General features: G+C 62.0%; 11 protein-coding genes and 2 pseudogenes. All 13 read left to right on the top strand.

Annotated elements, in window-relative coordinates:
- The first annotated feature begins 11 nt into the window (after positions 1 to 11).
- The 13 genes and pseudogenes from ACZ1G0_RS00680 (at position 12) to dxs (ending at position 12,908) form a co-directional block, all read left to right on the top strand.
- Positions 12 to 884: a polyprenyl synthetase family protein gene (locus ACZ1G0_RS00680; protein WP_472735180.1), complete on the top strand. Its 873-nt coding sequence runs from the start codon at positions 12 to 14 to the stop codon at positions 882 to 884.
- Between the two features lie 148 nt (positions 885 to 1,032).
- Entirely contained in the window at positions 1,033 to 2,013 is a 981-nt protein-coding gene (locus ACZ1G0_RS00675) for a methyltransferase (RefSeq protein ID WP_472735179.1), read from the top strand.
- 122 nt (positions 2,014 to 2,135) lie between these two features.
- A pseudogene (gene bchC / locus ACZ1G0_RS00670) lies at positions 2,136 to 3,070 on the top strand (chlorophyll synthesis pathway protein BchC).
- Positions 3,067 to 4,068: a chlorophyllide a reductase iron protein subunit X gene (locus ACZ1G0_RS00665; RefSeq protein WP_472735178.1), complete on the top strand. Its 1,002-nt coding sequence runs from the start codon at positions 3,067 to 3,069 to the stop codon at positions 4,066 to 4,068. The pseudogene bchC and the gene ACZ1G0_RS00665 overlap by 4 nt, the downstream one beginning before the upstream one ends.
- The gene (gene bchY / locus ACZ1G0_RS00660) at positions 4,061 to 5,632 is read left to right on the top strand and encodes a chlorophyllide a reductase subunit Y (protein WP_472735177.1); all 1,572 of its coding nucleotides are present in this window, start codon (positions 4,061 to 4,063) and stop codon (positions 5,630 to 5,632) included. The genes ACZ1G0_RS00665 and bchY overlap by 8 nt, the downstream gene beginning before the upstream one ends.
- The gene (gene bchZ / locus ACZ1G0_RS00655; protein WP_472735176.1) at positions 5,626 to 7,107 is read left to right on the top strand and encodes a chlorophyllide a reductase subunit Z; all 1,482 of its coding nucleotides are present in this window, start codon (positions 5,626 to 5,628) and stop codon (positions 7,105 to 7,107) included. The genes bchY and bchZ overlap by 7 nt, the downstream gene beginning before the upstream one ends.
- Positions 7,100 to 7,327 (top strand): cytochrome PufQ, encoded by a 228-nt coding sequence (pufQ, locus tag ACZ1G0_RS00650; protein ID WP_472735175.1) that lies wholly within the window; start codon positions 7,100 to 7,102, stop codon positions 7,325 to 7,327. The genes bchZ and pufQ overlap by 8 nt, the downstream gene beginning before the upstream one ends.
- 134 nt (positions 7,328 to 7,461) lie before the next feature.
- Positions 7,462 to 7,611, top strand: coding sequence for a light-harvesting antenna LH1, beta subunit (pufB, locus tag ACZ1G0_RS00645; RefSeq protein ID WP_472735174.1), 150 nt, complete (start codon positions 7,462 to 7,464; stop codon positions 7,609 to 7,611).
- A gap of 12 nt (positions 7,612 to 7,623) precedes the next feature.
- Complete coding sequence (gene pufA / locus ACZ1G0_RS00640; protein ID WP_472735173.1) at positions 7,624 to 7,782, top strand: light-harvesting antenna LH1, alpha subunit; 159 nt, start codon at positions 7,624 to 7,626, stop codon at positions 7,780 to 7,782.
- Between the two features lie 129 nt (positions 7,783 to 7,911).
- Positions 7,912 to 8,772 (top strand): photosynthetic reaction center subunit L, encoded by an 861-nt coding sequence (pufL, locus tag ACZ1G0_RS00635; RefSeq protein ID WP_472735172.1) that lies wholly within the window; start codon positions 7,912 to 7,914, stop codon positions 8,770 to 8,772.
- 3 nt (positions 8,773 to 8,775) lie between these two features.
- Positions 8,776 to 9,750 carry a photosynthetic reaction center subunit M gene (gene pufM, locus ACZ1G0_RS00630; RefSeq protein WP_472735171.1) on the top strand — a complete coding sequence of 325 codons (975 nt, stop codon included), beginning with the start codon at positions 8,776 to 8,778 and terminating at the stop codon, positions 9,748 to 9,750.
- 2 nt (positions 9,751 to 9,752) lie between these two features.
- Positions 9,753 to 10,876, top strand: a pseudogene (gene pufC / locus ACZ1G0_RS00625) (photosynthetic reaction center cytochrome PufC).
- Positions 10,877 to 11,063: 187 nt separating this feature from the next.
- The gene (gene dxs / locus ACZ1G0_RS00620) at positions 11,064 to 12,908 is read left to right on the top strand and encodes a 1-deoxy-D-xylulose-5-phosphate synthase (RefSeq protein ID WP_472737745.1); all 1,845 of its coding nucleotides are present in this window, start codon (positions 11,064 to 11,066) and stop codon (positions 12,906 to 12,908) included.
- Positions 12,909 to 12,911 lie beyond the last annotated feature (3 nt).

Raw genomic sequence — 12,911 nt, 5'->3', positions numbered from 1 at the left:
GAACGACCGACATGCCCCTTTCCGCCCGGATCGAAAACGCCATTGACGCTGAACTGGCTTTGGCCGCGCGAGGTCCCGTGCCCGGACGCCTTGCCGGGGCGCTGACATATGCGATGAAACCCGGGGGCGCGCGCATTCGACCGACCATCGCCATGTCCGTCGCCATGGCCTGCGGCGACCGCACCCCGCGCCTGACCGATGCCACCGCCGTCGCGCTGGAGATGATCCATTGCGCCAGCCTCGTGCACGACGACATGCCTTGTTTCGACGACGCCGACATCCGGCGCGGCAAGCCCACGGTCCACAAGGCCGAGAGCGAGGCCATCGCCCTTTTGACCGGCGACAGCCTGATCGTACAAGGCTTCGCAGCGTTGGCCCGGGTGGCCGAAGACGACCCCATGCGCGCCGCCCAACTGATGGGGGAACTGGCGCATTTTACCGGGATGCCCAACGGAATCTGCGCGGGCCAAGGCTGGGAAAGCGAAGACAAGATCGACCTGTCCGCCTATCACCGCGCCAAGACGGGCGCCCTTTTCACCGCCGCCACGCGCATGGGTGCGCTGGCCGCTGGCCAGGATCCGGAGCCGTGGAGCGAGCTTGGATCCCGTATTGGCGAGGCGTTCCAAGTGGCCGACGACCTGTTGGACGCGCTGTATGACGAGAGCGTCACGGGCAAGCCGCAGGGCCAGGACGAGAAACACGACCGTCCCTCTGCGGTCACGGAATTCGGCGTAAAGGGCGCAATTAAAAGGCTAAATGACATTCTGGGTGGCGCGATCAGCTCCATCCCGTCTTGTCCCGGCGAAGCCATGCTGGCCGAGATGGTGCGCAAGACGGCGATCAAACTGACGCCCATCCTGCCCGCAGGGACGCCAGCGGAATGACCGCCGTGGATGCCCCCGCCCGCAAGGGTCCGTGGTTTCCGCGCCTGATCTCTAGCCGACGGTTTCAAAGCTGGGCGGCCCGCTTTCCCTGACCCGCCGCATTGCCCGCAAGGATGGCGAGGCGCTGTTCGATCTGGTCAGCGGTTTCGTGTATTCCCAAGTCCTGCACGCGGTGGTCGAGCTGCGCTTGATCCACCGGATGATGGGCGGTCCTGTCACTGCCGCTGACCTAGCACGCGGCACCGATATCGACGAACGGCGCATGGGGATCCTGTGTGATGCCGCTACGGCGCTGGGCCTGATGAAGCGGGATCGCAAGGGCAAGTATCGGCCCGGTCGGTTGGGCGCTGCGATGCTGGGCGTCCCGGGTCTGGAGGCGATGGTGACCCACCACGGCGCCTTCTACCGTGACCTTGAAAACCCCGTCGCCATGCTGCGCGGGGGCGACACCGAACTGGCGCATTTCTGGCCCTATGTCTTTGGTGCCGCACAGGCCGAGGACCCCGAAACCGCTGCCACCTATTCCGATCTGATGGCCGAAAGCCAAGTGCTGGTGGCCGAGGATACGTTAACGCTTGTTAATCTCAATTGCGCAAAACGGGGCGAGAAATCCCGCCAAACCGTGCTGGATATCGGCGGCGGGACTGGTGCATTCCTTGCAGCAGTTGGCGCGCGACTCGTGCATGATCTGCATCTATTCGACCTTCCGGCGGTGGTTCCGGGGGCGCAGGAACGGTTCGCCCGCGCGGGCCTGACGGATCGAGTCACGATCACGCCCGGCAGCTTTCGGGATGATCCGCTGCCGCAGGGCGCGGATGTGATCACGCTGATCCGGGTCCTGTATGACCATTCCGACGACACCGTCGCGGCGCTGCTGTCCAAGATTTATGACACTCTGCCCGTTGGGGGGCGTTTGGTGATTTCGGAGCCTATGACCGGGGGCGATACGCCCAGCCGGTGTGGGGATGCGTACTTTGCCCTGTACACCCTTGCGATGCAGACGGGTCAGGCCCGCAGCCCGGAGAAAATCCAAGGAATGCTGAGGGTTGCGGGGTTTTCGGACATCACGGATCACGGCAGTCGCCGCCCGTTTGTGACCCATGTCATCAGCGCCTGTAAGGGCGGCTAGACAGATTTCAACCGCATGTGTCAGTTTAGATTGACAACACCGCCTGTAAGTTTATCCTGACAAGTACAGAATGACGCAGGTGAGTCCCAGACAGCCCCTGCGAGAACGACCGGAGAAGACCCTTGACGACCCCAGCCGTAATCCTGACAGGCCCCAAGGCCATCGCCCTCGGAGAGGTCACGCTGACCGCCCCCGGGCCACGGGATATCGTCGTGGACATTCGTCATTCGGGGATTTCGACCGGCACCGAAAAGCTGTTCTGGTCGGGTCAAATGCCCCCTTTCCCGGCATGGGCTATCCCCTTGTGCCCGGGTACGAAGCCGCCGGTGAGGTGGTCGAGGCCGGTGCGGACGCGGATTTCAAAGTCGGGGATCATGTGTTTGTGCCCGGTGCCAACTGCTTTGGCGATGTCAAAGGCTTGTTCGGTGGCGCGGCCTCGCGGCTTGTGTCCGACAGTGCCCGCGCCGTGAAGATCGACCGCGCCATGGGGGCCGAAGGGGCTCTGCTGGCGTTGGCCGCCACCGCCTACCATGCCCTTTGTGCGCCGCGCGCTGAACTGCCTGACCTGATCGTGGGTCACGGCGTCTTCGGTCGCCTGTTGGCGCGGATCGCAACGGCCAAGGGGGCGACCCCCACGGTGTGGGAAGTGAACCCCGACCGCATGACCGGTGCCGCAGGTTACGACGTGATCGCGCCCGATGCGGACGACCGCAAAGACTATGCCAACATCATGGATGCCTCGGGCAACGGTGATCTGTTGAACGACCTGATCGGGCGACTGACCAAGGGCGGCGAGGTGTGCCTTGCGGGGTTCTACCCTGCGCCCCTGACCTTCGCGTTCCCCCCGGCCTTCATGCGCGAGGCGCGGTTGCGCATCGCCGCTGAATGGACCCGCGACGACCTGGCCGCCACCCGCGCCATGATCGACGACGGCAGCCTGTCGCTGTCGGGTCTGATCACCCACCGGGCCACCCCCACCCAAGCCGCGAGTGCGTATCAGACCGCGTTCGATGATCCGGCTTGCCTGAAGATGATACTTGATTGGAGCGCCGAATGACCCTCGATGTGCCTAACCTGACGGACTACGACAACACCCTGCGCGACGAGGCTGCCGAGCCTACGCTGGAGGTCCCCCAAGGGGAGCCGACCAAGAAAACCCAGATCATCGCGATCTATGGCAAAGGCGGGATCGGCAAATCATTCACGCTGGCGAACCTGTCCCACATGATGGCCGAACAGGGCAAACGCGTGTTGCTGATCGGCTGTGACCCGAAATCCGACACCACCAGCCTGCTGTTCGGCGGCAAGGCGTGCCCGACGATCATCGAGACCAGCACCAAGAAGAAGCTGGCCGGTGAAGAAGTCAAAATCGGTGACGTCTGTTTCAAGCGCGGCGGTGTCTTCGCCATGGAATTGGGCGGGCCAGAGGTCGGCCGCGGCTGCGGCGGGCGTGGCATCATCCACGGGTTTGAACTGCTGGAAAAGCTGGGGTTCCACGATTGGGACTTTGACTACGTCTTGCTGGATTTCCTGGGCGATGTGGTCTGCGGCGGCTTTGGCCTGCCGATTGCCCGTGACATGGCGCAGAAGGTGATCCTTGTCGCCTCCAACGATTTGCAGTCGCTGTATGTGGCCAACAATGTGTGTTCGGCTGTGGAATACTTCCGCAAGATGGGCGGGAACGTCGGTGTTGCGGGTCTTGTGATCAACAAGGACGATGGGTCGGGCGAGGCGCAGGCCTTTGCGAAATCCGTCGATATCCCGGTGCTGGCGTCCATTCCCCAGAATGATGACCTGCGCAAGAAATCCGCGAACTATCAGATCGTCGGCACGTCCGAATCCGAATGGGGCGCGCTGTTTGCCGCCCTTGGGGACAACGTGGCCGAAGCGCCCCCCATGCGCCCCACCGCCCTGTCCCAAGACGGGTTGTTGGAGTTGTTCGACGGGTCCGACACGGGCGCGGGTGTCACGCTGGAACCGGCCACGGACACGGACATGCGCGGCAAGAATTCCGCCCCCGTAGAATCCCTGGAGGTCGTTTACGACAATGTCTGAGCGCGAGATCACATATGACCGCGCGACGGAGGTTGAAGTTGACCGCGGCGAAGCCATCGAGCGCACGGAGGCGCCCGTTGACGGCATGGGCTGTCATGCCCCGGGCGAGCAGATGGAAGCCAAAGCGCGCGCGTCCGGCATGTCCGACATTCTGGACCAGTTCGCCAAGGACTACCCCCAAGGTCCCCACGACAAACCGCAATCCATGTGCCCGGCCTTTGGGTCCTTGCGCGTTGGGTTGCGGATGCGCCGCACGGCCACGGTCCTGTCTGGATCGGCCTGCTGCGTCTTTGGCCTGACCTTTGTCAGCCACTTTTACGGGGCGCGCCGCAGTGTCGGCTACGTCCCCTTTAATTCCGAGACGCTTGTGACCGGCAAGTTGTTCGAGGATATCCGGGAATCGGTCCATGAAATGGCCGATCCGGAAAAGTACGATGCCATCGTTGTGACCAACCTATGTGTGCCCACCGCGTCCGGTGTGCCCCTGCGGTTGTTGCCAGACGAAATCAACGGGGTTCGGATCGTCGGGATCGACGTTCCGGGCTTTGGCATCCCGACGCATGCGGAGGCGAAGGATGTCCTCGCTGGCGCCATGCTCAATTATGCCCGCCAAGAAGTAGAGGCGGGACCAGTTGCCGCCCCTGCTGCGGGCAAATCAGATCGCCCAACGGTTACCCTGTTGGGCGAAATGTTCCCTGCCGACCCCATTGGTCTCGGAGGGATGCTCGCGCCACTCGGTCTGGCGGCAGGTCCGGTCGTTCCCTGCCGTGAGTGGCGCGAGCTCTATTCTGCTTTGGATTGCGGCGCTGTCGCTGCGATCCACCCGTTTTATACGAGCGCCATTCGCGAGTTTCAGGCCGCAGGCAAACCGATCATCGGATCGGCCCCTGTTGGTCACGATGGCACGGCCGCTTGGCTGGCGGCTGTCGGTGATGCGTTCAATGTCAAACCTGACATGGTGGCCGCAGCACAAAACGCGTTCCTGCCTGCGATCAAGGGGGCGCTTGCCGGTGCCCGTGTGGATGGGACGATCACGCTGTCGGGCTATGAAGGGTCCGAACTGCTGGTCGCGCGCCTGTTGATCGAGAGTGGGGCAAATGTGCCTTACGTCGGCACCGCGTGTCCTAAGACCGAATGGTCCGCCGCCGATCTGGAGTGGTTGGAGGCCAAGGGCGTGAAGGTCAAATTCCGCGCCAGCCTCGAAGATGATTGCGCCGCGATGGAGGCGATCAAGCCGGATCTGGCCATCGGCACCACCCCCGTTGTGCAAAAGGCCAAGGAACTGGCGATCCCGGGTCTGTACTTCACCAACCTGATTTCCGCCCGTCCCCTGATGGGGCCAATGGGTGCGGGCAGCCTGCAACAGGTCGTGAACGCCGCCATGGCGAACAAGGACCGTTTCGACCACATGAAGGACTTTTTCGAAGGTGTGGGTCACGGCGACACCGCCGGTGTCTGGGAAGGGTCCCCGAACCTGCGTCCCGAATTCCGCGCCAATCAGCAGAAAAAGCTGGAACGCGCCGAAAAGGCCCGGATGGCCGCGAACGGGGGTGTGAAATGCTAGTGCAAGATCACGACCGCGCAGGTGGCTATTGGGGTGCAGTCTATGCGTTCTGTGCCGTCAAAGGTTTGCAAGTTGTCATCGACGGCCCGGTGGGCTGTGAAAACCTGCCTGTCACCTCGGTGCTGCACTATACCGATGCCCTGCCACCCCATGAATTGCCCATCGTGACCACCGGTCTGGGCGAAGAGGAGCTGGGCCGCGACGGGACCGAGGGCGCGATGAAGCGGGCCTGGAACACTCTGGATCCGGCCTTGCCTGCGGTGGTTGTCACCGGGTCGATTGCCGAGATGATCGGCGGCGGCGTGACGCCCATGGGCACCAACATCCAACGGTTCCTGCCGCGCACGATCGACGAGGATCAGTGGGAATGTGCCGACCGTGCCATGACCTGGATCTTTACGGAATTCGGCATGACCAAGGGGCGTATGCCCCCCGAGAAGAAACGTGAGGAGGGGGCCGCCCCCCGCGTGAACATCCTTGGGCCCATGTATGGCACCTTCAACATGCCCTCTGATCTCGCCGAAATCCGGCGTCTGATCGAAGGCATCGGCGCCGAGGTCAACATGGTGATGCCCCTGGGCGCCCACCTGGCCGAGATGCGCAACCTTGTGAATGCGGACGTCAACGTCTGCATGTACCGCGAGTTTGGCCGGGGCCTGTGCGAAGTGCTGGGCAAACCCTACCTGCAAGCGCCCATCGGGATCGAATCCACCACCGCCTTCCTGCGCAAGCTGGGCGAGATGCTGGACCTTGACCCCGAACCGTTCATCGAGCGGGAAAAGCATTCCACGATCAAACCCGTGTGGGACCTGTGGCGGTCCGTGACGCAGGATTTCTTTGCCACCGCGTCCTTTGCGATTGTCGCCAATGAAACCTATGCCCGGGGCATCCGCAATTATCTGGAAAACGATCTGGGCCTGCCGTGCGCGCTGGCCACCGCCCGCGTCGCCGGTCGCAAGACCGACAACGATAAGGTGCGCGAGACCTTGCACGCGACACGCCCCCTGATCGTCATGGGGTCGATCAACGAAAAGATGTATCTGGCGGAAATGAAGGGCGGTCACGGACCCAGCCCTGCGTTTATTCCTGCGTCGTTCCCCGGTGCCGCGATCCGTCGGGCCACGGGCACACCGTTCATGGGCTACGCCGGGGCGACATACCTGTTGCAAGAGGTCTGCAATGGCCTGTTCGACGCGTTGTTCCACATCCTGCCTCTTGGCACGGAAATGGACGCCGCCGAGGCGACACCCACAACACTGCGCCGTGATTTCCCATGGGACACGGATGCAGAGGTCTTGCTGGGCAAGATCGTAGAAACACACCCCGTTCTGACCCGCATTTCCGCGGCGAAAAACCTGCGTGACGAGGCCGAAAAGTCGGCCCTTGCGCAAGGTCACGACCGGGTGGTGCGCGAGACCGTTCAGGCCCTCGCACCAACATCATTCACATCGGAGAGGGAGCTGACACATGTCTGACCAAACCACGAATACCCCGCACTTTGCCCGCCATTCCAAGCGGCCCACAGCGGAATACTGGTTCTACTTTGGCGCCATCCTGCTGGTCACATTGCCTTTGGCACTGATCGGCACCGTGATCGCCCTGATCCAATCGGACCGTGAAAGCCTGCAAAAGGGTGTCCTGCACAAAGCATGGGCCCAGGCGCAGACCGTCACGTCCCTGATTTTCTCGGCCTGATCCCCAAGGGGGAAGGCGAGACACGAGGTTTGCGTCCCAACCGACTCGGGGCGCGAATGGCCGACAGTGGAATGAACCGCTGTCGGGGCCCGGCCGCAGGGTATGCGGCGTCAGTCTATCTAATGGAGACCTCCATGGCTGATAAATCCGACCTCTCTTTCACAGGTCTTACCGACGAGCAGGCCCAGGAACTGCACGCGGTGTACATGAGCGGGCTCTGGCTATTCGTGGCCGTTGCCGTTCTTGCACACATCGCGACCTGGATCGTGTTCCCCTGGTTCTAAGGAATAGATGAAATGGCAAAGTTTTACAAAGTCTGGCTCGTCTTTGACCCCCGTCGCGTTTTCGTGGCGCAGGGCGTCTTCTTGTTCCTTCTGGCTGCAATGATCCACCTGGTTCTGCTTTCGAGCGGCATCAACTGGTTCGAAACCGCAGCTACCAACGCCGGCATGTAATGCCGGTCTAGGGACCTAATACCAAGGTGCCGGGCGACGCAGACCGCCGCCCGCGCCAAACCACAAACAGGACGGCAAAAGACGTATACTACGCCACCGCCGCCCGCCAATTACGCGGAGATAGAGAGTATGGCACTGCTCAGCTTCGAGAGAAAATACCGCGTCCGCGGAGGGACGCTGATCGGTGGCGATCTGTTCGACTTCTGGGTCGGCCCCTTCTATGTGGGCTTCTTTGGGGTAACGACGATCTTCTTCGCCGCTCTCGGGACAATTCTAATTTTCTGGGGGGCTGCCATGCAAGGCACGTTCAACCCCTGGACCATCAACATCGCCCCGCCCGACCTTTCCTATGGATTGGGCATGGCACCGCTGCTGGAAGGCGGCCTTTGGCAAATCATCACATTCTGTGCGGTCGGGGCGTTCATCTCCTGGGCTTTGCGCGAGGTCGAGATCTGCCGGAAACTTGGCATGGGCTATCACGTCCCCGTGGCGTTCGGCTTTGCGATCTTTGCCTATGTGACGCTGGTGGTGTTCCGCCCGCTGCTGCTGGGCGCTTGGGGTCATGGTTTCCCTTACGGGATTTTCAGCCACCTCGATTGGGTCAGCAACGTGGGCTACGCCTACCTGCACTTCCACTACAACCCGGCACATATGCTGGCTGTGACGTTCTTCTTCACAACCACCCTGGCCCTGGCGCTGCACGGCGCGCTGGTTCTGTCCGCTGCCAACCCTGAAAAGGGCGAAGAGGCCAAGACACCAGACCACGAAGACACCTTTTTCCGTGACTTCATCGGTTATTCGGTCGGCACGCTGGGCATCCACCGTGTGGGTCTGCTGCTGGCGCTGAACGCGGGATTCTGGTCGGCGATCTGTATCGTGATCTCTGGTCCGGTCTGGACCAAAGGTTGGCCGGAATGGTGGAACTGGTGGTTGGACCTGCCAATCTGGCCGTCCGTCCAAGCCGCCGCTCAAGCAACGGGAGGGATGTAAGTCATGTCAATGTGGCCTGAGTATCAAAACATCTTCACGCAAGTGCAGGTCCAGTCAGAGCCGGAAATGGGCATGGAGCCCAAGGAAGGCCTGGAAGACCGCACAAAATCCGCCAGCTTCAGCACGTTGATCGGCTGGATCGGCAACGCACAACTTGGCCCCGTCTATCTGGGTTGGGCCGGTGTGGTGTCCCTGGCGACGGGCCTGCTGTGGTTCAACATTGTTGGGTTCAACATGCTGGCCCAAGTGGACTGGTCGATCCCGGAATTCATCCGGCAGCTGTTCTGGCTGGCGCTTGAGCCACCATCGCCCGAATACGGCCTGCGTATGCCACCGCTGCAAGATGGCGGCTGGTACATCATCGCCAGCTTCTTCTTGCTGATCTCGGTGATGTCGTGGTGGTATCGGTCGTACTATCTGGCGCAGATCCACGGCATGGGCAAACACGTGGCATGGGCGTTCCTCGCTGCCATCTGGTTGTTCCTTGTGCTGGGGCTGTTCCGTCCCATCCTGATGGGGTCCTGGTCCGAGGCTGTGCCCTACGGCATCTTCCCGCACCTGGATTGGACAACCGCGTTTTCCATCCGCTACGGCAACCTGTACTACAATCCGTTCCACGCCCTTTCGATCGTGTTCCTGTACGGTTCGGTCCTGTTGTTCGCCATGCACGGCGCAACCATCATGGCCGTGACCCGCTACGGCGGCGACCGCGAGCTGGAGCAGATTTATGACCGTGGCACGGCATCCGAGCGGGCGGCCCTCTTCTGGCGCTGGACCATGGGCTTTAACGCCACCATGGAAGGCATCCACCGCTGGGCGTGGTGGTTCGCAGTCCTGACCCCCATCACGGGCGGTATCGGGATCCTGCTGACCGGCACGGTTGTCGACAACTGGTTCATCTGGGCGCAAGAGCACTACTTCGCACCCACCTACCTCGAGCCTTATGGCTACGAATTCTATGGCACGGGAGGTGAATGATCATGTTACCCAAGTGGTTTAATGACTGGAACCGGGACAACCCCACCAACATCTTTGGCCCGGCGATTGCCGTCGGTGCCGTCGGGGGGCGGTCTTCGTCGCCGCCCTGCTGGTGGGCTTTGGCCAACCCTACGCAACGGAAAGCATGCAGACCGGCCCCCGTGGCACGGGCATGTCGGTCACCAAATTCGTGAGCGAGGCAGCCATGCCAGACCCCACGATCGCGGACTACTACACCGACGAGCCTTTCATCCCCGAAGAGGGGGAAGAGCTGGCCGGGGACATCTATGAAAATGTCCAGGTTCTGGGTGATCTGACCGATGCGAACTTCAACCGGCTGATGAACGCCATGACCCTGTGGGTCGCCCCCGATCAGGGGTGTGCCTATTGTCACGCCGGTGCGGACGAAGGAAACTATGCCGACGACGACCTTTATACCAAGGTGGTCGCCCGGAATATGATCCAGATGACGCAAAGCATCAACGAAGACTGGGTCGGTCACGTCCAAGCCAATCAAGAGGTCGGTGTGAACTGTTACACCTGCCACCGTGGCGAAAACGTACCGTCCGAGGTTTGGTATCGCATTGACCCCGTCAATAACCCCGATGCCGCCGAAGGCTGGGCCGCTGTGCAGAACCGCGCGACGATCCAGTCCCAGTTCACCTCGCTGCCGTCGGACGCGTTGTATCAGTACCTGATCAACTACGAGACGATTGTGGTGCATGATCTGGAAAGCCGGGTTGCCGGGTCCATCGCCGAGGGCGAAGTGGCCAGCATCCAGCAGACGGAACGGACCTATTCGTTCATGAACTACTTCGCCAACTCCCTCGGTGTGAACTGCGTGTTCTGCCACAACAGCCGTGCGTTCTATGCGGCAGAGGGTGCGATCACGCCACAGTGGGCTACGGCCAGCTTGGGCATCTCGATGGCGCAAGAGATCAACAACGATTGGATCATCCCGTTGACGGACATCCTGCCCGACAACCGCCTTGGCCCGATGTATGCAGATGCACCGAAAGCCGCATGTAAGACCTGCCACAAAGGGTACCAGAAACCCATGGGCGGCCTGAACGTGATCGCGGATTGGCCCGAATTGGCCACGACCGGCGCACCTGTCTACGAGTAAACCCTTTCCGCGCCGGTACGCTGGCGCGGGAAAGCCCTGCAGTCCCTTTTGTAGGCACCACTGCGCTCTGTGGCCGGGACACCGACCACAGAGCGTTTTTTATTCATACCGGGAGCGACCGCCCAATGACCGAACATAACCCACGCCCGAAAACCCCCTGCTGGATCAGGTCACTGTACCTGCCGATCTGGCCGGGTTGTCCGACGCCGATCTCGCCCGTTTGGCCGCAGAGGTCAGGAACGAGACGATCTGGACCGTGTCCAACACCGGCGGGCACCTTGGGTCCTCCCTCGGTGTGGTGGAATTGACGGTGGCCCTGCACGCCATCTTCGACACGCCGCACGACAAGATCATCTGGGACGTGGGACATCAGTGTTATCCGCACAAGATCCTGACTGGCCGCCGCGACCGCATGTTGACCCTGCGCCAGAAGGACGGGCTGTCGGGTTTCACCAAACGGTCTGAATCCGAATACGACCCCTTTGGCGCGGCCCATTCGTCCACGTCCATATCCGCTGCCCTTGGCTTCACCGTAGCCCGCGATCTGGGCCAGGACACGGGCGACGCGGTGGCCGTCATCGGGGATGGGTCCATTTCCGCTGGCATGGCCTACGAGGCGCTGAACAATGCGGGCCACGACGGTCGCCGGATGTTCGTGATCCTGAACGACAACGAAATGTCGATTGCGCCCCCGGTTGGGGCCATGTCCACCTATCTAAGCGGTCTTGCAAACTCCCCCTTTGGTAAAATGGCCGACGCCATTGCCGAAACCCTGCCCGGGCCCTTCCGTGAAGGGGCCGAACGCGCCAAGGCCCTGATGACCGGTGCCACGGGCGACGCGACCCTGTTTGAACAATTGGGCTTTACCTACATCGGTCCCATCGACGGCCATGACATGGGACAGCTGATGTCCGTCCTTCGTGCCGCCCACGCCGAGGCGACGGGCCCGGTCCTGATCCACGCGGTGACGGTGAAGGGCAAGGGCTACAACCCCGCAGAGCTGTCGGACTGCTGCTATCACGGGGTGGCCAAGTTCGACGTGGACACGGGCCAGCAACAGAAATCCGCCCCCAATGCGCCCGCCTATACCAAGGTGTTCGGTCAGCGCCTGTTGGCCGAGGCAGAGGCCGACCCGGCCATCATCGGCATCACCGCCGCCATGCCCGGCGGCACGGGGATTGATATCTTGCAAAAGGTGCACCCGGATCGTGTCTTTGACGTAGGTATTGCCGAACAGCACGCTGTGACCTTTGCGGCTGCGGCTGCGGCGGGCGGGCTGAAGCCGTTTTGCGCGATTTACTCCAGCTTTCTGCAACGGGGCTATGACCAGGTGGTCCACGATGTGGCCTTGCAAAACCTGCCCGTGCGGTTCTGCATCGACCGGGCAGGGCTGGTGGGGGCGGATGGGGCCACCCACGCCGGGGCCTTTGACATCGCCTATCTGTCCAACCTGCCCAACATGACCGTCATGGCCGCCGCCGACGAGGCCGAGATGGTCCATATGATGGCCACTATGGCCGCCCACGACAGCGGCCCGATTGCGCTGCGCTATCCGCGCGGCGAAGGGGTCGGGGTCGAGATGCCCGCGCAAGGAGAGGTGCTGGAGATCGGCAAGGGTCGTGTCCTGCAAAAAGGCGCTGACATTGGAATCCTCAGCCTGGGCGCGCACTTGTCCGAGGCGCTGGACGCCGCCCGGCAGCTAGAGGCGCATGGCTATTCCGTCACCGTGGCCGACGCCCGGTTTGCCAAGCCCTTGGACACCGATCTGGTGGATATGATGACGGATCACGATGTGCTGCTGACGGTGGAACAAGGGTCCGAAGGCGGCTTTGGCGCGATGGTCCTGCACTATCTGGCCAAGACCGGACAGTTGGACCACGGCCTTGCCATCCGCACCATGACCCTGCCCGACCGTTTCATCGACCAGGCCAGCCCTGCGGACATGTACGCCGATGCGGGTCTGACGGCGGCGGATATGGTGGAAACGTCCCTCGCCGCGCTGCCCGCAAAGGCAACGGCGATCAGAGCCTAAACT

The sequence above is a fragment of the Thalassobacter sp. HA4-2 genome (genome assembly GCF_055693705.1).
Note: the sequence above shows the minus strand (reverse complement) of the source record. Positions and strands in the feature narration are given on the sequence as shown.